The sequence below is a fragment of the Tatumella citrea genome, assembly GCF_002163585.1.
Taxonomy (GTDB): Bacteria; Pseudomonadota; Gammaproteobacteria; order Enterobacterales; family Enterobacteriaceae; genus Tatumella; species Tatumella citrea.
The window spans coordinates 1,967,491-1,988,714 of sequence record NZ_CP015579.1 but is presented as its reverse complement, the minus strand read 5'-3'; the positions used below and the strand labels follow the sequence as shown (position 1 = coordinate 1,988,714).

The following is a 21,224-nucleotide window of genomic DNA, read 5'->3' as shown; positions in this document are numbered from 1 at the left end:
ACAGGAGCCAGCTGGTCAGTTAACCAGATTTAACGGCAGCTGGCCGTGCTTTAATCGTTCAGTTTGATCTGCCAGAAGTTTGTGTATTCCGGGGACAAATGCCGTTGTGTTACCGCCCAGGTGAGGAGTTATCAACAGATTTGGGCATTTCCACAGTGGATGCTCAGGCAATAACGGTTCAGGATCGACAACATCCAGAGCGGCGTGCAATCTCCCCGTGTTCAGTTCACTGATCAAATCTTCTGTAACCACAACCCCACCACGCCCTACATTGACTAACAGAGCCTCGTCCGGCATCCGGGATAAAAATTGATGATTAACCAGACTTTTGGTTTCCTCAGTCAGTGGCAGAGCAAGTATGACTATTTCGGCATCAGCCAGAGAATCATTTAGCCCGGCAAATGTCATCACTTCCCCCAACTCGTCCCTTCTGGCAGTACGGCTGATCCGTGACAAAGTCACACCGAAAGGAATTAATCTTCTGACAATAGCATCCCCGATGTTACCGGCGCCTATGACTAAGACCTTACGATGCTCCAGTGACTTATGCCGCTTTTCACGCCAGACTCCCTGTAGCATGTCCTTTGCAGCAGTATCGATATTCCTGAGTGAAGCAATAACGAGGCCAATCGCCAGTTCTGCTGTTGATGAAGCATGGACACCAGCTGCATTCGATAATCTCACCCCCACAGGCAGACAGGCCAGTACATTGTCATAACCGGTACTTTGTGTCTGAACCCATTTTAATCCAGGTAAATCATGTAAAACATGCAGAGTATGGCTGTCGTGTTGATAGGGTAAAACAACCCCCGTGACTTCCTTTTTAACATCTTCAGGCAGTTCCGAGCCATCGGGCCAAAATACAATTCTGACCTCTCCGGCACCCGATTGTAGTGCTTCAGCCAGAGACTTATCCGGCACAGTAATGACCTGGGTTGTCGTGCTATCCATAATAATTTCCTCTTACCGATGGCTAAATGAACGATTGCTTAGTACAGCATTTGGAACTATAAACCACATATGGAACTAACGTCGATATAATTTTGCAGACCTCGTCGCTGTGTTTAGCAAATATCATTAGGTAAGTATGGGGATATTCAATGACTGCAGTCGGACTCACTGATCAAACAACTGGATCAGCAAAAAAGACATTGCTCGCTGGCAGAGTATTGAGCTTATTTACTGCTGAAATTGCGGCACATGAAATGCAGCAACAAGCATCGGTAAGGCTAATTAAAGGCATTGGAATAGAGGGTGACAGATATGCTAAACAAGAAGGACGATGGTCAGACAGACCGAAACCTGAACATCAACTGACACTAATTGCTGACGAAGTTCTTACCGATATTAGTCAGACGTTAGGTATAAATTTTAGTGCCCGGGAATGCAGGAGAAATATTATTACCGAAGGTATAGATCTTAACCTGCTCATTGGCAAAAGAATTTCAATAGGCAATACAGTGATTATTCTGGCCACTAAACTAAATCACCCCTGCCGGTATCTGGAAAGATTGATCGACAAACCTGTCATGGAACCTCTGCTAGGTCGTTCAGGGTTAAATTGCGAGATCTTAACCGGCGGAATAGTTTTCCCGGGCGATGAGATAAAAGAGGCTAAATAATGACAGTACGACTGCTTATGAAAGTCAGAGTCGATAAGATATCCTCTGTTTCTCCAGATATTAAGACCATAGAATTTACCCCGGCTGATCGGGAATACTTTCCGGTTTGCGCTGCAGGTTCCAACATCATATTCAGAATGAAAAAAGGACTAAGCCGGCAATATTCTGTATGCAATAGTCATGATCCTCAAAACTATCGCATTGCAGTAAAATTAGATCCGTCAGGAAGAGGCGGCTCTCAGTACGTTCATGAACATGTCCGGGAAAAGGAACATTATTTCATTTCGTATCCGCAACCAGATTTTAGTATCAACCCGTTATTTTCAGAGTATATATTTATTGCCGGTGGAATTGGAATCACCCCAATCCTTAGTTTTATCTATGAACTCGCAGACAAAGAAAAGAAAATGACACTTCATTATTGTGTTCGCCATCGGCAGGATGCTATTTTTCTGGATGAACTGAATAACTTACCCGTTGATGTTGTTCTGCATTGCTCAAATGAAGGTTCCAGACTGGATATTGAACGATTATTAAATATCTGTCCCGAAAATACCGTACTTTACTATTGTGGATCTGCGCGATTTAATCAGAGTATTTCACTGGCTTGTCAGCACTGGCCGACCGGAACGGCTTTCTCTGAAAATTTCTCTTCACCACCTCAACAAGGGGCTATATTAGGTGAGCCCTTTATTGCCGAAATTCCACGTAGTGGCCATACGTTGCAGGTTTCCGCTGAAAAAACATTACTACAGGTTTTACTCGACGATGGCGTTGATATTGATTATGCATGTGAAGCCGGAACCTGCCGGAGTTGCATTATTGATATAATTTCCGGAGAAATTCAGCATAAAGATCATTGCCTGACAGAAGAGGAGAGAAAAACATTAATGACCCCCTGCGTCTCCCGGGGCAAAGGGATAATAGTTATAAATTCACTGTGAATTATTACGTTAACTTTGGTGGAGGTAAAATGAAAAACATTAAGCATAATGTCCAACCGGACGGACTGGCCGCAGGTAATGGCTGGTCTCATACGGTTTCAGGAAATGGTATCCCGGCATTTATATCAGGCCAGGTATCTGTCGATCAGCAAGGAGCTGTTATTGGTGCTGGTGATATGGAGGCACAAATTCGCCAGGTCTATTATAATCTTGAGCTCTGTCTTAAGTCTCTCAATACTGACTGGCAGCATGTAGCAAAAATAACTTACTACTCGACTGATATTTCAACCGCACTCCCGCTAATGAGAAAAATTCGCGAGGAAATTATGCCGCCAACAATGAGAGCATCAAATACTTTTGTCGAGGTATCCGCTCTCGCGCACCCTGATTTTTTATTTGAAGCAGAAGCGTTTGCCTTAACTGAACTTTAATAAAATATAATAAATCAAACCTCTCTACCAGGTAATTCATTTATGTGAGGCCTGAATTATGTCACTAGCTTATGAAAGCAGCACCAGGAATGCCAGGAAATATACTATCCGCTGGCGAATGATTTCATTAATTTTTATCCTGTACACTATTAACTGCATTGACAGGATCTCTCTGTCTCTTGCAATGCCGGATGTCACCAAAGAATTTAATTTATCACCGGAGGTTCAGGGGATAATACTAAGTTCATTTTTTTGGGCATATTGTGCATTTCAGTTACCAGGTGGTTATCTGATTGATAAGATAGGAGCAAAAAAAATTCTGGGTGTGACCTCTATATTTTGGGGGGTATTTGCTGCTATTGGTGGCCTGGCTATGGGAGGTTTTACACTTATTTTAAGCAGGCTTGGTCTGGGCGCTTTCGAAGCCCCGTTTATGCCTGCCGCCAACAAGATTGTCAGCCAATGGTTACCCGATAAGGAACGTAGCCGGGGTATCACCTTAATTGATAGTGGTGCTGCGCTCGGTTCTGCGGTCGGTGCAATCATAGTGTCTTCGCTGATCATCTGGTTCGGTTCATGGCGTGCGGCATTCCTTGTTACTGGTATTATCAGCATGATTGTCGCCTACATCGTGTTTCGTAAAGTTAAAGAGTTCCCTCATCAGCATCCTGGTATTACGGAACATGAGTTGCAGATCATCACTCAAGCGGCAACGACGAATGCACTCCCGGTAAATCAACAGACTGCTACCGAACGAAAACTGGATATTGTTTCACTGATATTTATGTTTTTTGGCCGTATGGGCTTCGCGATGGTTTTCTTTGGACTGGTGACATGGGGACCCAGCTATCTGGTTCATGAGCGTGGGTTGAGTTTGCAATATTCAGGACTTGCTACTTTTTGCATTTTTCTTGCTGGTACCTTAGGTGAAATAAGTGGTGGATTTATTTCAGACAAATTTCGGGGTAGTTTAATCTTTCCATGGGTTCTTAGAATATTGTTTCTGGTATCAGGCGTTGTTTCCCTCGCCTCCCTCGCCTCAATTGGTTATATACATAGTGTAACCTTAGCCGTTGCCATAATCTGTCTTGGTTTTTATTTTGAAATGTTTGGCGGTCTTTACTGGTTAATTCCGGGAATGATAACCTCTCATAAAAATCTTGGTTTTGTTGGCGGCGTGCTTAACTTTGCAGGGCAAATTGGCGGGGCAACTGTAGGTATTGCATCAGGTATAATTGTGCAACATTACGGTTATCAGGCTATGCTGGTTTATTATGCCGGATGCGCCGCTGTGTATCTGGTTTGCTCACAGTTCATCAGATTCAGAAATTAATTTTTTGATATAACAGAAACAGGCATGGCAGTGACTAAAGCAGGGAGCCTCAGACTCCCTGCAACCTAATTACTGTTCAATCTCTTTATAATGATGTTCATCATAAGGTTCGGTAAGATAACTATTTACTACACTATCAAAATGCTGCCAGTGCGCCGTTTTCTGATGCCCGCCGAGAGATTCTTTATCTTTCCAGTGCTCGATCAACACATAGAAGTTATGATTATCATGGTCTTGCCATAACTGATAAAACTCACAACCCGATTCTTTATTTGACTCAGTCACCATATGAGTGAGTTCTTTCAGAAATTCACTTTTCTTTTGTGGATTGACCTTAAAAAAAACGTTTAAAGTAATCATAATTCTCTCCATAAAGTAGGGTAAGCAAACCAGTACTACCTGATGAAGTGTAGAAGCAGATAAGATATAGCGTATTAATTTTTATTGAGGAGCGGCATTCACAATTTGTGAAAAACAATGAAAAACATGATAATAAATGACGGGAATTTACAGGAAATACGGGGAAATAGTCTGGTAAGCCACTGATATTACCTCCGGATTCAGGTCGGAGAAGTCCTGCTCCCGAAGATGAGTTCTGCAGCTTACAGGGGTTAATCGGCCAGGCGGTGTATTATTAAACGACAGGCCGAAAAACAAATGGCTGGAAGATGACTGCCAGACACTGCGTCGGAACACAGTGTCGTGGCCACTAAACCGGTGAGAATTAACGCCAGCCCAGAGCCGGTGCAACATGTTTAAGAATTGACTCCATCACATGTACACAATAATCAACGCCCAACTGGTTAGGTATGGTTAACAACAGGGTATCTGCCAGAGCAATCGCCTCATCTGCCTTTAACTGTTCAATCAGTTTGTCCGGTTCAGCGGCATAGCTACGTCCAAAAATCGCCCGGGTCTTTTCATCCAGATAACCTATCTGGTCCCCTCCCTGAGCCATTCCCCCGAAATAGGCTTTATCCTGCTGGTTGGTCAGTGCAAAAATACTGCGACTGACCGATACCCTCGGAGTATGCGTGTGCCCTGCCTGCTTCCAGGCCTCCTGGTAGATACGGATTTGCTGAGCCTGCTGCACATGGAAGGGTTCGCCGGTTTCATCGTCCTTCAGTGTTGAGCTTTGCAGGTTCATACCCTGCTCTGCCGCCCAGCGAGCCGTCGCATTTGAGCCAGACCCCCACCAGATTCGGCTTCTTAACCCTTCAGAAAAAGGTTCTGTACGCAATAGCCCCGGCGGATTAGGGAACATTGGCTGCGGGTTAGGTTTGGCAAATCCTTCCCCGCGAAGTGCATCGAGGAATACCTCAGTATGGCGGCGGCCCATATCCGCGTCAGATTCGCCTTCCTGAGGACGGTAGCCAAAATAACTCCATCCATCAATCACCTGCTCACCCGAACCACGGCTGATACCCAACTGCAGCCGACCACCACTGATCAAATCTGCCGCTGAAGCTTCCTCTGCCATATAAAGTGGATTTTCATAACGCATATCAATTACCCCGGTGCCTATTTCTATTTTCCGGGTGCGGGCACCGGCAGCAGCCAGCAACGGGAAAGGGGCACTCAGCTGGCGCGCGAAATGATGAACACGAAAATACGCACCATCAACACCAATTTCTTCGGCAGCTACCGCCAGTTCAATTGACTGAGTCAGCGCATCTGCAGCACTGGCAGTGGCGGAATGGGAAGAAGGTGTCCAGTGACCAAAAGATAAAAATCCTATTTTTTTCATAGCATCAGCGCCTGATAGTAGGTTTGTATTATATGAAATGACATCAGAGTAATCAGCATGCAGGAATTCGCAGTATATACCTGAATAGCAATGAAGTGGGTTTCCACCGCACATTAATGTCACTCCCTGAGGTGTCAGAACAGTGACGGGTTATGAAACACAGAGATGATTATCAGAATGTCTGCCGGAGATTATTTTACTGATCTTCTTATCCGGCAGATAATCATGCTATTAGGTACTTACAAAGAGATTACTTTAAAACCATCAGGTTACCTGTTACCCCCAGCTTATCCCACAACAGAATTCACACGATAACCATCTGATATAAAACAATTAAAAAAAATAACGGCAACGAAAATAGCGCCTTAGCTAAAAAACAGTCAACTGCAGAGAATTTTATCGACAAAAAGCCTTTAAATAAAGATTTTAAGCTAGTTGCCAGTTTTGATGCAGGGATATATTCTACACGCAATTCAATACGCCCGATGATATCTCTGTCATCTGGCAAATTACCCAATACATCAGACTTTATATACCGAGGATTACAGCCATGTTCTCTGCACAATCCCGCCTGCGTCATGCGGTTGCAGATACCTTTGCGATGGTGGTTTATTGCACCATCGTTAATATGATGATCGAGATTTTTTTGTCAGGCATGACATTCCAGCAATCACTCTCATCCCGTCTGGTAGGTATTCCGGTTAACATTCTGATTGCAGTGCCTTACGGGGTGTACCGGGATTTTCTGATGCGCAGAGCACAACATATAAGCCCTGCGGGATGGATAAAAAGTGTGGCGGATATCGTAAGTTACGTGACGTTTCAGTCACCGGTCTATGTAGCCATTCTGCTGTTTGTTGGTGCTGACTGGCATCAGATCACCGCGGCCGTCAGTTCCAACATTCTGGTCTCGATGATTATGGGCGCTGCCTATGGTTATTTTCTCGATTTTTGCCGGCGGCTGTTTCGTGTCAGTACCTCTCTGCCAGTCAAGGCCTGAGTTTTCAGATTAAACCTCCCTTCTGCTAACTGTCGGGTATACAACTTCTGCTACCCGGCAGTGACCATCCCCATCCCCCAGTCAGGTCAAAGCTCCACTTAAATCGCTAAAGAGGCACGGTCTTTGCTGATTATATGCAGAGTTAACCAAGGGGATTTAGCGGGAAAATTTTCTAATAGAGCGGGACAGACCGAGAAGAAACACCTGTAATCAGACCGTGCAGGCTGACCGTAGCGGCATACAACCACGGTCATTATTGATAATCGGATCAGACAATCGTGTGAGACAATTTACCAATCTGGCTGATTTCAACAGCAATATTATCCCCGGGGAACATAAATAGCTGAGGAGTTCGCGATTTACCTACTCCACCAGGCGATCCGGTGATAATCACATCCCCTGCAGCCAGCGGAGTAAAACAGGTAACATAAGCGATAATATTTGCCACGGTATGAATCATATTCGCCGTAGAATCATGCTGAACCTGCTGACCGTTCAGGAAAGTCCGGATATCCAGTTGTTGCGGATCAGGAATCTCATCACTGGTGGTCATAGAAGGTCCAAACCCACCGGTTTGCGGCCAGTTTTTTCCGGCAGTAAACCAGGTAAACTGCATATCCCGCACCGTCGCATCCATAAAGCAGCTGTATCCGGCAACGTACTGCAATGCCTCTTCAGCAGGCACCTGATGGGCTGGCTTGCCGATAATCACCGCCAGTTCACCTTCATAATCGAACTGTTCGCTGCTGGCTGGTTTTTGCAAGGGAGCCTGGTGCGCAGACAAAGTGTCAGCAAACCGGACAAACAAGGTCGGAGCCGGATTAGTTTCACCAAATTCTTTGCGCTTCTCAGAATAATTCATTCCGACACACAGAATTTTGCCCGGAGATTCAATCACCGGCAAAAATGAAATCTCATCCAGTGTATAGTCGGCCGGATAATCCAGCAGACCACGCAGTTCATCAACAGCCTGTGCTGTAAGTACCGCTTTCAGGTCAGCATAGCCGGTATATTTGCCTGCATCGGTCACACCATTGTCCCTGATAATTCCAAAACTGTGGTGGCCAGTGGCTTTAATTTTAAAACTACATAACTGCATATTAAATAACTGTTCTTATCTTCGTAAGGATGGAGGATATTATTACGGTTTAGTTACCGCTGATCCAGCAGGAAAATGCTGTTCAGTAAACATATTAACATTAAGCTTGCGATAAACATCACAATTTTTTTCAAGCCTATGAAATGTATGGATTTTTTTCAACATCTTTCATACGGTCATTTTTTGTAAAAATGGCAAATTTTGGTGATAAAACGCCTGATAATGGCGACAAACAGACAGGAAATATCGCAAATACACGCAGAACAGCTCCGGGATCACCGGGTGACGAATAAAGCGGCAATGCCCGGCACCTGCCGGGCAGGAAAACTAGAGATCAGCGTATTCGCCGGTACCTTCAGGCCACGGAGTTAACAGGTCGTATCCCTCTGCTGTCACTGCAATGGTATGTTCCCACTGAGCAGACAACGAACGGTCTTTTGTCACCACCGTCCAGCCATCAGACAGCACACTGGTCGCTGCTTTACCGGCATTAATCATTGGCTCAATGGTGAAAATCATCCCTTCTTCCAGCACGGTTCCGGTGCCAGGAGTGCCGTAATGCAGAACCTGAGGTTCGGTATGATAAATCTCGCCCACCCCGTGACCGCAATACTCTCTCACTACTGAGAAACCCGCGCTTTCTGCAACAGACTGAATAGCTGCGCCGATATCCCCCAGCGTAGCGCCAGGGCGAACTGCACGGATACCGGCAACCATTGAGTCATAAGTTGTCTCAACCAGCCGTTTCGCACGGATAGAAGGTTCACCTACGTAATACATACGGCTGGTATCGCCATACCAGCCATCTTTAATCACGGCCACATCAATATTTACGATATCGCCCTTTTTCAGAACTTTTGGCGCGGGTATTCCGTGGCAAACCACGTGGTTAACAGAGGTACAGACAGTTTTGGTGTAACCGTGGTAGCCAATATTGGCCGGAATCAGTCCCTGAACATTGACAATATAATCATGGCAACGCTGATCCAGTTCTTCTGTCGTGACTCCGGGCACCACATAAGGGGTGATCATTTCAAGGACTTTGGCAGCCGCATGGCCTGCCGCACGGGCCAGTTCAATTTCGTCCTGAGTATGTAGTTTTATCTCTGACATTAAATGCTCTCTGTGGTCGTGGACAATGGTGGATGTTGACTGACCAGCATACTGATCGCGGCCTCACCATTTTCTAATTCGATACGCACTAATTCACGGGCCAGTTGCGGGTAGGTTAACTGCGGATACATCTCTGCCAGCATACCAACTTTCATCCAGTGCTCCGCCTGAGCGTTTATTGAACGGCTCATTGCATTACTGGCAATCCGCAGATTGCTATGCATCAACTCATTGATTTTAACAATGCCCATAATCAGCCTATATAAAACGTATATGTTTCATATAATGCCATGCATCAATAGTGATGCCAAATCACTGCAGGATGAATATGTAACATAACGTGCGGTAAGTACTTCGCCAGGATACAGGCGAAATATTGTGTTCATTGTTCATCGCCAAAATTAGCCGCACAGTAATCGATATATTCATAAACAGACATAACTGAAATATTGCAGCCATCCGTTAAACAGGTTAAAGCTAATCCACTGTTTTTACTGAAACTTAGCGCCCGGGAATAGTTATGACAAAACACATCGATGCAATAAAAATACTGCTCAGGCTGGAAGGTTTAGCGTTCCTGTTAGTCAGCGTGCTGCTATACAGCCAGACCACCGCACATTGGGGGGAGTTTGCATTGTGGTTTTTCGTACCGGATCTGGCAATGGTGGGTTATGCCCTGGGCACCAAAGTGGGTGCTGTTTTGTATAATCTGACCCATTCTTATACAGGCGCTTTGCTGCTGATTGCTATTGCAGTGATATCGCACTCTGCTGTCGCCCTGCCGGTCGGCATAATCTGGATGGCACATATTGGTTTTGACCGGATGCTTGGCTACGGGCTGAAATACCGGCGTGGTTTTGGTTTTACCCACCTTGGCAACATCGGAAAAAACGCGTCTGTTGTCACTGAAGGCGAATAACTCTCAGGCAGAGAAAGTCACAGACTTTCTCTGATTTTAATCGAAAACTCTAACGGTAAATACCTGACTACTCCGGACTGGCCGGCGGGTTCATCCAGCAGTCTGGAAATAAGATCACAAACTGTTGTCAGATCCTGATAAATAATTACATCGACGGTACCATCGACCAGTGCCTGTTCCCAGCCAACAAACGGGCCATGGCAAATCATAAATATTTCATCTTTACGTGGGTGATTGCGCAGAGAATCAATAATTCCACCGACACCTCCACAGGGAGCATAAATCAGATTCAGCTCAGGATGTTCTTGCAGCAATTTATTGGTTTGTATCTCTGCATAACGCACATCTTCCAGAGTATGCAACGGGCCGGTAATCTGCGGCCGTAAATTTTGTTCACGGAACCATGACCGGAAACTGCTTTCACAATCTTCCTGACACAGAAATCGATTGTTCCCCTGAAATATCGCAATATTGAGTTGCTCACCGCTCAACCGTTGTGCCAGCCAGGCCGCAGCACGCCCCGCTTTACGGTCATCCAGTCCGATGTGAGCTATCTGCCCGGAGTGGGACAGCGGGGAAAACAGGGTAAATATCCGCGCACCATTATCGGCCGCTTTGCTGATAGCCAGTTTGACCTGCGGGTCATCCAGCACCACCATGCCCAGCACATCCACCTCTTTTGCCAGCCGGATAATAGTGGCACTGACAGTGTTAAGATCACGAATGTCACAATCCACCATTACCGGCACCACTTCCTGCTGATAATGCTGGCTCATGCCCTGGATAATCTGCTGAGTAAGCATTTCATAAATACTGCCTTCGACCCGCGGAACTATCATCCCGATACGTATTGTTTGACCCGCCACCATCGCGAGACTCCCGTGCTGCCCTGCCCCCTGATAGTTTAGTGTTGTCATTGCCGTTCGGATCTTATCGGCAGTAGCTTGTTTTACCTGGCTTCGGCTGTTCAGATAACGGTCTACCGTCGCAGCTCCCACGCCTGCTTCTCTGGCAATATCTTTCAGCGTGACCTTTCTGGCGAATTTGTTCTTCAGTTCAGACATTCCATTTTAACCTCATTATTTTTGAGGTATTAACATCAAAATACACCTCAAAGTTGTAACATAATAATGCAATTAACGTAACCGTATGATTTTAAAAAAATAAATTTAACCACTGAATTCATGATGACAATAGATCTTTAAATTTAACAATTCTAAAATCCTGTCAATGAGGTGTTAACAATTTTCACTTTTATTAACACTGTCGTGACGTCTGAAACAGAAAGCAACCTGCTGTTTTGATGGTTTTTATTGCTAATGACCTCAGAACCAGAGGTTCTGACTGCCAATGCCGTCCAGGTCCACGTCGGGTAACAGATAATTCTATTACGCGTCACCAGAAAGATAAACCACCCTCTCCAATAAAGGATCAACAGCAATGAAATTTGTTATAGATCAGGAATCTGATACAGGGGAAATCTCTGCATCACGCCGTAGTTTCCTGATAAAAATAACTGCATTATTAGCCTCATTCACCTTGATTCCGGCACATGCTGTTATTACCACTCCAGCTGACGTTGGTGCATCAGTGATATCGCAGTTACAGACAACCGCTCAATTCTTAACCGAAAGCCAGCAGGATCCTCAACTGATTATCCGTGCAGCTAACGCCCTGCTAAAAGTTAACAGTAATTTTGCCGGTGATCTGCAACAGCTTTCTTCATTGATTGCAGACAATCACATAGCCAACTTAAAAGACCTCAAAACCTCAAATCTTTTTGAGGGCAAACCACAGCAAACCGCGAAAGACATTTTGTCTGCCTTATATCTTGGCTATGCCGGAACACCGGTGATGTTGTCATCGGAAGATAATGTCGTGTTTGTTGCCTATGCCCAGGCACGCACGTATCAGCTCACCAAAGATTTCACCCCGGTCCCCAGCTACTCCCGCTGGAAAAGTGGCTACTGGGCGCATTTGCCGGCAGGCGTTTAATTTAAAAGAGTAAATCATAAAACATTTCAATGAATATAAAGGGTTACTACTTTGGCTACAGAATTTGATGCAGATGTGATTGTCGTAGGGTCAGGAGCCTGTGGCTCTAACCTGGCAAACGAACTGGCGGTAAAAGGGAAATCGGTGATTCTGCTGGAAGCAGGTGCCAATGTGCCGCGCTGGAAAATCCTCGAAAACTTCCGTAATTCAGGCCGCCATTATGACCGGAATAATGCATACCCAAATAATCCGTGGTCTCCGACCAGTAATACCCCCGGCTATATAGAGAACGTTGGTGAATTTCGTGAACAGCCTGGCATGCTAAAACTGGTGGGTGGCACCACATGGCACTGGGGTGGCGCCACCTGGCGGTACATTCCAAATGATTTTAAACTGAAGACTATGTACGGTGTGGGTCGCGACTGGCCGATCAGTTACAGCGATCTGGAACCCTTCTATACCCGTGCCGAATATGCTATCGGGGTTGCCGGCTCAGACACAGAAGACCAGTCAGGTCAGAACCCGGGGATCTCTTTTCCTCCACGTTCCAAAGCTTACCCTGTAGATCCGGAAGCTGATATCTACAGTAACGCCAAACTTAAAGCAGCACTGTTACCGCATGGCCATAGCGTAGTACACGAACCCACAGTGCGTATCCATCGCCCTTATGATGGTCGTCCGGGATGCCAGGGGAATAATAACTGTGACCAGGTCTGTCCAATAGGTACCTTGTATAACGGTTCAGTTCATGCAGATAAAGCCGTGCGTAACGGCGCAAAACTGATTACCGATGCGGTAGTACACAAAATTACCAAGGGTGAACAAGGTAAAATCACTTCTGTCAGTTACCTGACCCCTGCTGGTGAAGAACACACGCTGACTGCTAAATATTTTGTTCTGGCGGCACACAGTTTCGAAACTTCAAAGCTGATGCTGATGAACGATATCGGTAACTCCTCTGATATGGTGGGTCGTAATCTGATGGACCATATTGGCCTGAGTATGAATTTCCTTGCCGATGAACCAATGTGGGCAGGACGCGGCCCGGTGCAGCAGGCGACTATTATGACCTGGCGTGACGGTGATTTTCGTTCCAAATATTCAGCCAACAAGCACTCTTTAGCCAATAACAACCCACAAATCGATATCGCCCAACGTGCTATTAACGAGGGATTGATGGGTAAAGAGCTGGATGCTCGTATCCTTGACTGGTCATCCCGCTGGATGTCGATCTATAGCTTTCTGGAACCATTGCCTAATCCGGCTAACCGTGTACAGCCGAACCCGGCCTGGAAAGACAGCCTTGGTTTACCTGGTATCAAAGTGACCTTTGATGTCGATGACTATACCAAACTGGGTGCTAAGCACATGGTCGAACAATATAAGCAGATTGCCGGGCTGATGAACGGTCAAATCATTGATTTAAATACTGCGTTCGAAAACCATGACCACCTGATGGGCACCATGATTATGGGTGATAATCCTAAGGACTCCGTGGTTAACCATGAATGCCGCAGCCACGACCATCCGAACCTGTTTATTGCATCAGTTGGCGTAATCCCTGCTGCCGGTGTCGTTAACCCGACACTGACCGGTGTGGCTCTGGCAATCCGTTCTGCTGACATCATTGCAAAGGAGGTGTGAGATGAAAAAATACTCAGCTCTTCTGACTTTGTCAGCTGCATTCCTGTTCTCCCCCCTCGCTCTGGCGGCCACCAGCAGCAATAGCGATTTAGTCAGTCGCGGTGAATATCTGGCGCGGGCCGGTGACTGTACTGCATGCCACACTGCCGCAGGTGGTGCCGAATATGCCGGCGGGTATAAATTTAATATGCCTATGGGCACTATCGTAGCACCGAATATTACCTCTTCAGTGCAATACGGTATTGGTAACTGGTCTGAAGCCGATTTTGCCAAAGCAGTAAGGCAAGGGGTACGCCCTGATGGTTCTCATCTCTATCCGGCAATGCCATATACCTCTTACGCCACAGTTACCGATGAAGATATGCAGGCGTTATATGCTTTCTTCAAAACCGTTCCGGCAGTAGATAAAGCCCCGGCAGATAAAAACGACCTGAAATTTCCGTTTAACCTGCCAGGCCTGATGGGGATCTGGAATGCTTTGTTTGCCAGTGATGCGCCATTTAAAGCCGATCCGGCATTAACTGCTGAGCAAAACCGGGGGAAATATCTGGCCGAAGGGCTGGCTCACTGTTCAACCTGTCACAGTCCACGCAATCAGATGATGGCCGAGGATACTCATCAGTTGCTTGCAGGCAATCATGTGGATGGCTGGCTGGCACCAAACATAACCTCTGATGCTGTCAGCGGCATCGGTGGCTGGAGCCAGCAGGAACTGACCGAATATCTGAAAACCGGCCATGTGGAAGGGAAAGCTCAGGCCGGTGGTCCTATGGCTGATGCCATCGAGCACAGTTTCAGTCACTTATCAGACAGTGATTTAGCCAGTATTGCCACATGGCTGAAAACAGTACCAGCCATCCGCACTCCGGGCCAGACACAACCTTCATGGGCTGCCGCGCCAGCCAGTAAGGTAGACTGGACAAGTTATCAAACCGGGGGCGGGAAGAATAATTCTCCGGCGTACCGTGACTCGTCCACTACCGACGGAGCCGTACTGTTTGACAGCAGTTGTGCGGCCTGCCATCAATCGAGTGGCCAGGGTTCAGACGACCATTACTTCCCGTCTCTGACCCATAACAGTGCGGTTGGTGCAGCGGACCCGTCAAATCTGGTTATGGCGATTGTTGATGGTATTCACCGTAAAACCCCGGAGGGTGAAGCGGTTATGCCAGCGTTCTCTTCAGAAACTCAGGCCATTCACTCATGGCTGAATAATGATCAGATTGCGGCAGTGACTAACTACGTCACCGAAAAATTTGGTCACGGAAATGCCGGTCTGACCGGTGCCGATGTTGAGAAAATCCGTAACGGCAACAGCAATGTTCCGTTCCTGATTAAAAATGCAGGCGGCCTGACCATTGGCGGGATAGTGATTGTCGTTATTATCATTATTGCGTTACTGGCGGCACGCAGCCGTAAAAAACGTCGATAAGTGAGTCACCCCGGCGCGCACTCTGCCGCCGGGGATTTTCCGGCTTACTGCTGGCAAACCTGGAGCAGTTGCTGGCGTAACCAGCGATGTGCGGGATCATTTTCCGACCTCGGATGCCACATCTGCGACACAGTAATGGTCTGGGTGACCACCGGCAGACTGAACATATGCAGCGCCGGGCTGCCAGAGTTTCCTTCCATACCTGGCTGATTTTTCATAAAGGACGCAGGAACCAGGGCGATCAGTTCAGATTCTCTGACCACCGCTAGTGCCGCGGCAAAACCAGGCACCACTGCCACCACGTTACGGGTTAGCCCCAGTTCTGCCAGTGCGGTATCTACCGGCCCGTGATATTTACCACGGCGGGAAGAGGCAATATGCTGCCAGCTCACATAATCCTGTAATGTCACCTCCGGCTGTGATGCCAGTGGATGGCGGCTGCTGACCACTCCGACAAATCTGTCACGGAACAACGCCTGCACCCGGATTTCCGGCCCCGAGTCCCCCAAAACACCAATTTCTATATCAACCAGCCCTTCCCGCAGATAATGAGCACTTTTTTCCGGCTTCGGTGCAAAGCGCAGACGTATGCCGGGTGCCCGGGCAGCTACAGCAGCAATCAGTATAGCGCCAAAGGTATTAATAAAGCCGTCATTGGCACGCAGGGTAAATGTTCTTTCCAGAACCGCCAGGTTGACGCCGGAAACATCCGGACGCAATAAATCCCTGGCTGCTAAAACAGTTTCACGGGTACGCTCGCGGATCGCTTCGGCATAGGGTGTCAACACCATCTCCCTGCCCGCACGCACCAGCAACGGGTCCCCCGTGACACTACGTAAGCGGCTTAACGTCCGGCTCATCGCCGAAGCACTCAACCCCAAACGGCGGGCAGCAGCGGCTACCGAACGGGTAGCCAGCAGGACATCCAGTGCTGTTAACAGATTTAAGTCGGCGTCTTTCATAACAGTTATTCCTGATGATTCTGTGAGCAGGCGTTTGGTGCAGGTTATAACTGCAAATGCTGCGTCTTCCGCCTTATATCCTGACAGAGTATATTTCTGTCACAGGCAAATCAACGACCTGCCGGCGGGCAACCGTGACAGGCCTTAGCACAATAGTTTCTGGTGATTGCGGAGAAGCAAAGGATGTTATTTTCAGATTTACCGGGTGATGAAGGTTTACCCGGCCGCCAGCGACGACTGGCGATGATTGCGGTAATGATGACCACAGCGATGTCGGTGTTCGATGGCTCAATGGTGAACATCGCCCTGCCTCAGATAGCCAAAGCAATGCAGGTACCGGCCGCCGAAATTGTCTGGGTATCCAACGGTTATTTACTGGCAGCCGCCATGACCCTGGCTATCTTCGCGGCCCTGGCCACCCGGATGGGATTCAGAAATCTGTTTGCCACCGGACAGGTGATTTTTACTCTGTCCTCACTTGGCTGTGCATTGTCATCTGACCCCAAAACACTGATCATTATGCGTATTCTCCAGGGGATTGGCGGGGCCGCCACCCTGAGCATTGGTCCTGCCATTCTGCGTTCGGTCTTCCCTAACCGGCTACTGGGCCGCATTCTGGGAATGAATGCGCTACTGGTCGCATCCAGTACTGCCATTGCGCCCATGCTCGGCGGCTCATTGTTATCTGCCATGAGCTGGCAGTGGTTATTTGCCATTAATCTGCCGCCGGGCATCATTGCAGTGATGCTGACGGTCCGTGTACTGCCAGGCCGGGTACAAAAAATCACCGAACGCTTTGATATCACGGGGGCGGTACTCTCTGCCATCATTCCCGGGGCACTGATAATGGCAGCGGACAGCTTTGCCAACACCAACGGCCAGGGTTTCACGGCGCATTCGCTGTTGATGGCAGTGGGTTATGCGATACTGGCACTGTTGGCAGGTACTGCATTTGTCTGGTGTGAACGTCGGGCCAGCAAACCGTTATTGCCGCTATCAATTTTTGCCTCTTCCCGGTTTTCACTGGCCGCGATGACCTCAATGGCTTCATTCGTTAGCCAGGGGATCACTTTTATCGCACTGCCATTCCTGTTTCAGAACGTCTATGGCTACAGTGCTTTTGTCTCAGCATTGTTATTCACTCCCTGGCCGGTCGGCATTATTCTGGCGGCCCCGCATTCCGGACGGTTGTCTGACCGCTTTCCGCCGGCAATAATTTCAACCGTCGGACTGGCGATTTTCGTGGTCGGTCTGGTGCTGCTGGCACTGTTACCGGAAAATGCGGCCGCGTGGGATATCTGCTTGCGTAGCCTGGTGTGTGGCATTGGTTTTGGATGTTTCCAGAGTCCAAATAACCGCGAAATGCTGTCCAACGTTGCCCGTGAAAATAGCAGCTATGCGTCCGGCATTCTGGCGATAATGCGAATGTTTGGTCAGTGTCTGGGAACGGCAATCGTCGGAGTGATTCTGGCGTTATTTGGTCAGAAAAACCTGCTAAATGAGTATCACGGTGTACAGACCGGATTGTGGCTGGCGGTTGTCTCCAGCGTACTGGCAATTATTCTTAGTATCAGCCGGTTACGTAAAAAATAGTCTCTTCTCCCGCCGGTAGTTACCGGCGGGCAGTATTCAGGCAGTCAGCGCTGCCGGTGCATAATTTTTCAGATGCAGGGCAATAAACCGGGTCAGCAGACCGCTGGCATCGGGTGTCTGTGTCACCCCCGCAATCAGCGACTGACTGTCGCGACCTTCTTTATCTAACTCTGTGCTACGGCGTTCAATCATTGCTTTGGCAGCGGCCACCGTAAATTCCGGATGAAACTGAGTTGAAATGGCATTCGGCCCGTAACGCACAATCTGATGAGTATCTGATGTCGAACTGGCCAGTACGGCGGCGCCCTCAGGCAGACGACTCACGGTCTGCATATGGGTCAGATGTGCAGGGAAATGCTCAGGCAAATGTTTTACCAGGGGATCATGGCGGGCTTGCTCATTCAGAGAGACCGGCAGGCAGCCTGTTTCACGGATACAATCCAGATAGCGCACTTCGCCGCCCAGAGCATAAGACATCAACTGATGACCATAACACACCCCAAACAGTGGCATGTTAATTGCCATTGCCTGGCGGATCCATTCTGCGGTCAGCTCACTCCAGGGTAATTTTTCTGTCACCATTGCCCAGGAACCGGTAATCACTGCCAGCCTCGAATTATCCGGCGCAGGCAGTGGTTGGCCTTCAAAAACTCTCACCACTTCAATCTCCTGCAACGGAATACCAATCGCACGGCTGAACCAGTCTGGCAAATCTCCGTAATTCTGACGTATATCCTCTGGCGGAGTTCCGGTTTGAATAATAATGATCGACGGCTGACTCATAACTTAAATTCCTGCTGCCCCGGCATCTCAAGGCCAGATGAAGTAATATTATGTATTGATAGCTGAAATTTATTAATCATACAAGATGTCGCTATATACCGATTTTCACCTTATAAAATTCGTCAGCGGATAAGCATTAACTGGTGACAGCGTCACTTAATCAGTTATCAGTAGCTGCCGATATCACCTCTGAGCCACGGCTTTTGCCTGCCGGGACTTCCCCCCTCCGGATATTCGTTCTATGATTAAGCCGATTTTTTATCATTTGGGCGAGTTATGAAAACGATTATTCAAGGGTTTCTGAACTTTCAGAAAGAAGTTTTTCCTGAGCGAAAAGAGTTATTCCGTAGCCTGGCGGGCAGTCAGAATCCTAAGGCCTTGTTTATTTCCTGTTCAGACAGCCGTCTGGTCCCGGAGCTGGTGACACAGCAAGAACCTGGCCAGTTATTTGTCATCCGTAACGCAGGGAACATCGTCCCTTCTTTCGGTCCGGAACCTGGTGGTGTCTCTGCTACCATTGAGTATGCTGTGGTGGCTCTGGGCGTGAAGGATATTATTATTTGTGGTCATTCCAATTGCGGAGCAATGGGGGCGATTGCAAAATGCCAGTGCATGGACACCATGCCGGCTGTCGCTCACTGGCTGCGTTATGCTGATGCAGCAAAAGCGGTAGTAGAGAAAAACGACTACGCTGATGAAGATCAGAAAGTGAGTGCGATGGTGCGGGAAAATGTTATCGCACAGCTGAACAATATCAAAACTCACCCGTCAGTTGCGGTTGCGTTACGCAACAATGCTATTCATCTGCATGGCTGGGTTTACGATATCGAAAGCGGAGAAGTTCAGGCGCTGGATAAAGGTGGCAATAAATTTGTCCCTCTGGCGGCAAACCCGGATGTTTGTTTCGAATAACAGACAACCTGCCGGCCTCCTTCGGCCGTTTTACCTGCGGGTCACCCGCAGGTGTTTCGCCCCGCTACCACCGCGATTTCATCACCCTTCCTGTTACTCCATCCAGACCGGTACCAGTGACAGTACCAGCATCAATGCCAGCACCGTATTCAGCAGTTGCCACTGCCAGCGATGGCGAAGTCGTGCCGCCAGCCACCAGCCTGCCAGACACCATAAACAGAGCGAGATAAGTGCGAACACGCCGAATAACAGGCTTAGCACCATTGCCAGTGTATAAGGTGATGCTGACAGTGAAGCAAATGAAGCGACGGCGCCCAGACTCATTGTCCAGCCTTTAGGGTTATGCCAGACCATCCATAACGCACTGATTACGCCCACCGGCTTAAGGGTTTTTCCGCTTAAATGAGGTGGCAGCTGACGGGAAATTTTCCAGGCCTGCCATAGTAACCAGGCACTCCCGGCAAGCTTCATTACCCATTGTAATGACGGAACCACGAGTACCAGCGCCCCCAACCCGGTAGCAGCCACAGCCGCCATGCTGGCCAGACCGACAGCAACACCACCGATAAAGGGTAATGAGCGTCGCAGCCCAAAATTTGCTCCTGAAGCTGTCGCCAGAGTGGTGGCTCCCCCCGGAGTCACTGTTGAAACAATCACAAATAACAGTAATGGCAGATAATCAGTCGATAACATTTTTCCCTCCGCAGTTCACAGAGAGACTGTATACCGGTAGATTTGATTACAGAATCAACTATTATGCATATCATCCATTAACACTGGTAATAGACAGATGCGCCGTAATTTGGATATCACCCTGCTGAGAACCTTCGTCTGTGTTGCAGACCACAGTGGTATGACAGCCGCTGCTAACGCATTACACCTGACTCAAAGTGCAGTCAGCCAGCAAGTTGCCCGGCTTGAAGAACTGAGTGGCGAGTTATTTATCCGCAACAGCCGCAGACTCCGTCTTTCTGCCAATGGTGAACGGTTGCTGGCTAAAGCCCGCCAGATGGTGGCGCTGAATGATGCGTTGTGGAGTGAAATGTCCGCCGGTCAGGTAGCAGGCCAGGTCCGGCTAGGTGTTCCCTATGACCTGACAGGTGAATGGCTGACAACGCTGTTACGTCAGTTTGCTGACGACTATCCGGGAGTGGATATCCGGCTGGTATGCCTCTCATCGCCAGAATTACGTTCTGCTATAGACTCTGCAACGCTCGATATTGCGCTGATTGAGGAACCGACTGGCCAGGTTGCGGTGGAATGCCTGAAAATTGATTCCCTGGTCTGGGTCGGCGCCAGAGGCGGTAATGCCTGCATGAAAAACCCCTTACCGGTGTCGATGGTTGCCGATACCTGTGCATTTCGGCCAGTTGTATTAACGGCACTGGAAAACAGTGGGCTAACGTGGCGAACCTTATCAGAAAATGGCAGTATTGATGCCACCCGCGCCACCGTGCGGGCTGACCTGGCGGTAACGGTTTGGCTGAGAACCACAGTACCGGCCGATCTGGTTATTCTCAGTGAAACAGAGACCTTACCCGCGCTACCGGCGTTTGCGATTAATCTCTATCGTTCCGCAAAACAGCCAGCCGCGGCGGCCGAAGCACTAACCACTAAAATCAGGCAACATTTTTCCACAAGCTGATCGCTGACTGACCAGCACAATGCCAGCCACTGAAATGTCCCCCTGTAAAA

22 protein-coding genes are annotated in these 21,224 nt (G+C 48.1%); 12 read left to right on the top strand and 10 right to left on the bottom strand.

From position 1 onward, the window contains the following. Nucleotides 1-15: 15 nt before the first annotated feature. On the bottom strand, nucleotides 16-951 hold the full coding sequence (locus A7K98_RS09490; protein ID WP_087488339.1) for an NAD(P)-dependent oxidoreductase: 936 nt from the start codon (nucleotides 949-951) through the stop codon (nucleotides 16-18). A 149-nt stretch (nucleotides 952-1,100) separates the two neighbouring features. Here A7K98_RS09490 and A7K98_RS09485 point away from each other — a divergent pair, with 149 nt between their 5' ends. The 4 genes from A7K98_RS09485 to A7K98_RS09470 are packed head-to-tail and all read left to right on the top strand — an operon-like array spanning nucleotide 1,101 to nucleotide 4,330. Continuing rightward, on the top strand, nucleotides 1,101-1,622 hold the full coding sequence (locus A7K98_RS09485; protein ID WP_087488338.1) for an MOSC domain-containing protein: 522 nt from the start codon (nucleotides 1,101-1,103) through the stop codon (nucleotides 1,620-1,622). Continuing rightward, nucleotides 1,622-2,566 carry a PDR/VanB family oxidoreductase gene (locus A7K98_RS09480; RefSeq protein ID WP_087488337.1) on the top strand — a complete coding sequence of 315 codons (945 nt, stop codon included), beginning with the start codon at nucleotides 1,622-1,624 and terminating at the stop codon, nucleotides 2,564-2,566. The genes A7K98_RS09485 and A7K98_RS09480 overlap by 1 nt, the downstream gene beginning before the upstream one ends. Nucleotides 2,567-2,595: 29 nt before the next feature. Beyond that, nucleotides 2,596-2,997 carry a RidA family protein gene (locus A7K98_RS09475; protein WP_157665916.1) on the top strand — a complete coding sequence of 134 codons (402 nt, stop codon included), beginning with the start codon at nucleotides 2,596-2,598 and terminating at the stop codon, nucleotides 2,995-2,997. Between the two features lie 58 nt (nucleotides 2,998-3,055). Next, the gene (locus A7K98_RS09470; protein WP_087488335.1) at nucleotides 3,056-4,330 is read left to right on the top strand and encodes an MFS transporter; all 1,275 of its coding nucleotides are present in this window, start codon (nucleotides 3,056-3,058) and stop codon (nucleotides 4,328-4,330) included. A 69-nt stretch (nucleotides 4,331-4,399) separates the two neighbouring features. Here the strand turns inward: A7K98_RS09470 and A7K98_RS09465 are convergent, their stop codons facing one another. Together A7K98_RS09465 and A7K98_RS09460 are read right to left on the bottom strand one after the other, a co-directional pair. Beyond that, a complete protein-coding gene (locus A7K98_RS09465) occupies nucleotides 4,400-4,690 on the bottom strand; it encodes a putative quinol monooxygenase (protein ID WP_087488334.1) in 291 nt (96 codons plus the stop codon). Between the two features lie 364 nt (nucleotides 4,691-5,054). Then, on the bottom strand, nucleotides 5,055-6,077 hold the full coding sequence (locus tag A7K98_RS09460; protein WP_087488333.1) for an LLM class flavin-dependent oxidoreductase: 1,023 nt from the start codon (nucleotides 6,075-6,077) through the stop codon (nucleotides 5,055-5,057). 550 nt (nucleotides 6,078-6,627) lie between these two features. Between A7K98_RS09460 and A7K98_RS09455 the strand changes: the two genes are divergently transcribed. Beyond that, nucleotides 6,628-7,077: an L-alanine exporter AlaE gene (locus A7K98_RS09455; RefSeq protein WP_087488332.1), complete on the top strand. Its 450-nt coding sequence runs from the start codon at nucleotides 6,628-6,630 to the stop codon at nucleotides 7,075-7,077. 268 nt (nucleotides 7,078-7,345) lie between these two features. Here A7K98_RS09455 and A7K98_RS09450 read toward each other — a convergent pair whose 3' ends face one another. The 3 genes from A7K98_RS09450 to A7K98_RS09440 all read right to left on the bottom strand — a co-directional run bounded on the left by A7K98_RS09450 (nucleotide 7,346) and on the right by A7K98_RS09440 (nucleotide 9,540). Next, nucleotides 7,346-8,176 (bottom strand): fumarylacetoacetate hydrolase family protein, encoded by an 831-nt coding sequence (locus tag A7K98_RS09450; protein WP_087488331.1) that lies wholly within the window; start codon nucleotides 8,174-8,176, stop codon nucleotides 7,346-7,348. Nucleotides 8,177-8,503: 327 nt separating this feature from the next. Then, nucleotides 8,504-9,289 carry a type I methionyl aminopeptidase gene (gene map / locus A7K98_RS09445; protein WP_087488330.1) on the bottom strand — a complete coding sequence of 262 codons (786 nt, stop codon included), beginning with the start codon at nucleotides 9,287-9,289 and terminating at the stop codon, nucleotides 8,504-8,506. Then, on the bottom strand, nucleotides 9,289-9,540 hold the full coding sequence (locus A7K98_RS09440) for a ParD-like family protein (RefSeq protein WP_087488329.1): 252 nt from the start codon (nucleotides 9,538-9,540) through the stop codon (nucleotides 9,289-9,291). The genes map and A7K98_RS09440 overlap by 1 nt, the downstream gene beginning before the upstream one ends. A 269-nt stretch (nucleotides 9,541-9,809) precedes the next feature. Here A7K98_RS09440 and A7K98_RS09435 point away from each other — a divergent pair, with 269 nt between their 5' ends. Then, a complete protein-coding gene (locus A7K98_RS09435) occupies nucleotides 9,810-10,208 on the top strand; it encodes a DUF4260 domain-containing protein (RefSeq protein WP_087488328.1) in 399 nt (132 codons plus the stop codon). Between the two features lie 17 nt (nucleotides 10,209-10,225). On the opposite strand, the gene A7K98_RS09430 is transcribed toward A7K98_RS09435, so the two are convergent. After that, complete coding sequence (locus tag A7K98_RS09430) at nucleotides 10,226-11,272, bottom strand: LacI family DNA-binding transcriptional regulator (protein ID WP_087488327.1); 1,047 nt, start codon at nucleotides 11,270-11,272, stop codon at nucleotides 10,226-10,228. Nucleotides 11,273-11,648: 376 nt separating this feature from the next. Between A7K98_RS09430 and A7K98_RS09425 the strand changes: the two genes are divergently transcribed. Genes A7K98_RS09425 through A7K98_RS09415 form a run of 3 tightly spaced genes read left to right on the top strand, consistent with a single transcriptional unit; the run spans nucleotide 11,649 to nucleotide 15,279 of the window. Next, on the top strand, nucleotides 11,649-12,203 hold the full coding sequence (locus tag A7K98_RS09425; RefSeq protein WP_087488326.1) for a sugar dehydrogenase complex small subunit: 555 nt from the start codon (nucleotides 11,649-11,651) through the stop codon (nucleotides 12,201-12,203). A 51-nt stretch (nucleotides 12,204-12,254) separates the two neighbouring features. Continuing rightward, nucleotides 12,255-13,847, top strand: coding sequence for a GMC family oxidoreductase (locus tag A7K98_RS09420; RefSeq protein ID WP_087488325.1), 1,593 nt, complete (start codon nucleotides 12,255-12,257; stop codon nucleotides 13,845-13,847). A 1-nt stretch (nucleotide 13,848) separates the two neighbouring features. Next, nucleotides 13,849-15,279, top strand: a complete 1,431-nt coding sequence (locus A7K98_RS09415; RefSeq protein ID WP_087488324.1) for a c-type cytochrome — start codon at nucleotides 13,849-13,851, stop codon at nucleotides 15,277-15,279. 44 nt (nucleotides 15,280-15,323) lie between these two features. Here the strand turns inward: A7K98_RS09415 and A7K98_RS09410 are convergent, their stop codons facing one another. Beyond that, a complete protein-coding gene (locus tag A7K98_RS09410; RefSeq protein ID WP_087488323.1) occupies nucleotides 15,324-16,241 on the bottom strand; it encodes a LysR family transcriptional regulator in 918 nt (305 codons plus the stop codon). Nucleotides 16,242-16,424: 183 nt separating this feature from the next. On the opposite strand from A7K98_RS09410, the gene A7K98_RS09405 reads away from it, so the two are divergent. Continuing rightward, the gene (locus tag A7K98_RS09405; RefSeq protein ID WP_087488322.1) at nucleotides 16,425-17,834 is read left to right on the top strand and encodes an MFS transporter; all 1,410 of its coding nucleotides are present in this window, start codon (nucleotides 16,425-16,427) and stop codon (nucleotides 17,832-17,834) included. A gap of 36 nt (nucleotides 17,835-17,870) precedes the next feature. Here the strand turns inward: A7K98_RS09405 and A7K98_RS09400 are convergent, their stop codons facing one another. Next, nucleotides 17,871-18,617 carry a glutamine amidotransferase gene (locus tag A7K98_RS09400; RefSeq protein WP_087488321.1) on the bottom strand — a complete coding sequence of 249 codons (747 nt, stop codon included), beginning with the start codon at nucleotides 18,615-18,617 and terminating at the stop codon, nucleotides 17,871-17,873. 276 nt (nucleotides 18,618-18,893) lie between these two features. On the opposite strand from A7K98_RS09400, the gene A7K98_RS09395 reads away from it, so the two are divergent. After that, entirely contained in the window at nucleotides 18,894-19,529 is a 636-nt protein-coding gene (locus tag A7K98_RS09395; protein WP_087488320.1) for a carbonic anhydrase, read from the top strand. Nucleotides 19,530-19,622: 93 nt separating this feature from the next. Here the strand turns inward: A7K98_RS09395 and A7K98_RS09390 are convergent, their stop codons facing one another. Beyond that, a complete protein-coding gene (locus A7K98_RS09390; protein ID WP_087488319.1) occupies nucleotides 19,623-20,222 on the bottom strand; it encodes a LysE family translocator in 600 nt (199 codons plus the stop codon). Nucleotides 20,223-20,319: 97 nt separating this feature from the next. Between A7K98_RS09390 and A7K98_RS09385 the strand changes: the two genes are divergently transcribed. Beyond that, a complete protein-coding gene (locus A7K98_RS09385) occupies nucleotides 20,320-21,174 on the top strand; it encodes a LysR substrate-binding domain-containing protein (protein ID WP_087488318.1) in 855 nt (284 codons plus the stop codon). The last annotated feature ends 50 nt before the right edge of the window (nucleotides 21,175-21,224 follow it).

Excerpts from the sequence above, each read along its gene's own strand:
- A7K98_RS09450 (WP_087488331.1), bottom strand. The coding sequence starts at position 8,176 with ATGCAGTTATGTAGTTTTAAAATTAAAGCCACTGGCCACCACAGTTTT.
- A7K98_RS09455 (WP_087488332.1), top strand. The coding sequence starts at position 6,628 with ATGTTCTCTGCACAATCCCGCCTGCGTCATGCGGTTGCAGATACCTTT.
- A7K98_RS09430 (WP_087488327.1), bottom strand. The coding sequence starts at position 11,272 with ATGTCTGAACTGAAGAACAAATTCGCCAGAAAGGTCACGCTGAAAGAT.
- A7K98_RS09480 (WP_087488337.1), top strand. The coding sequence starts at position 1,622 with ATGACAGTACGACTGCTTATGAAAGTCAGAGTCGATAAGATATCCTCT.
- A7K98_RS09460 (WP_087488333.1), bottom strand. The coding sequence starts at position 6,077 with ATGAAAAAAATAGGATTTTTATCTTTTGGTCACTGGACACCTTCTTCC.
- map (WP_087488330.1), bottom strand. The coding sequence starts at position 9,289 with ATGTCAGAGATAAAACTACATACTCAGGACGAAATTGAACTGGCCCGT.
- A7K98_RS09425 (WP_087488326.1), top strand. The coding sequence starts at position 11,649 with ATGAAATTTGTTATAGATCAGGAATCTGATACAGGGGAAATCTCTGCA.
- A7K98_RS09395 (WP_087488320.1), top strand. The coding sequence starts at position 18,894 with ATGAAAACGATTATTCAAGGGTTTCTGAACTTTCAGAAAGAAGTTTTT.
- A7K98_RS09410 (WP_087488323.1), bottom strand. The coding sequence starts at position 16,241 with ATGAAAGACGCCGACTTAAATCTGTTAACAGCACTGGATGTCCTGCTG.
- A7K98_RS09400 (WP_087488321.1), bottom strand. The coding sequence starts at position 18,617 with ATGAGTCAGCCGTCGATCATTATTATTCAAACCGGAACTCCGCCAGAG.
- A7K98_RS09475 (WP_157665916.1), top strand. The coding sequence starts at position 2,596 with ATGAAAAACATTAAGCATAATGTCCAACCGGACGGACTGGCCGCAGGT.
- A7K98_RS09485 (WP_087488338.1), top strand. The coding sequence starts at position 1,101 with ATGACTGCAGTCGGACTCACTGATCAAACAACTGGATCAGCAAAAAAG.
- A7K98_RS09435 (WP_087488328.1), top strand. The coding sequence starts at position 9,810 with ATGACAAAACACATCGATGCAATAAAAATACTGCTCAGGCTGGAAGGT.
- A7K98_RS09470 (WP_087488335.1), top strand. The coding sequence starts at position 3,056 with ATGTCACTAGCTTATGAAAGCAGCACCAGGAATGCCAGGAAATATACT.
- A7K98_RS09465 (WP_087488334.1), bottom strand. The coding sequence starts at position 4,690 with ATGATTACTTTAAACGTTTTTTTTAAGGTCAATCCACAAAAGAAAAGT.
- A7K98_RS09405 (WP_087488322.1), top strand. The coding sequence starts at position 16,425 with ATGTTATTTTCAGATTTACCGGGTGATGAAGGTTTACCCGGCCGCCAG.
- A7K98_RS09440 (WP_087488329.1), bottom strand. The coding sequence starts at position 9,540 with ATGGGCATTGTTAAAATCAATGAGTTGATGCATAGCAATCTGCGGATT.
- A7K98_RS09415 (WP_087488324.1), top strand. The coding sequence starts at position 13,849 with ATGAAAAAATACTCAGCTCTTCTGACTTTGTCAGCTGCATTCCTGTTC.
- A7K98_RS09385 (WP_087488318.1), top strand. The coding sequence starts at position 20,320 with ATGCGCCGTAATTTGGATATCACCCTGCTGAGAACCTTCGTCTGTGTT.
- A7K98_RS09390 (WP_087488319.1), bottom strand. The coding sequence starts at position 20,222 with ATGTTATCGACTGATTATCTGCCATTACTGTTATTTGTGATTGTTTCA.
- A7K98_RS09490 (WP_087488339.1), bottom strand. The coding sequence starts at position 951 with ATGGATAGCACGACAACCCAGGTCATTACTGTGCCGGATAAGTCTCTG.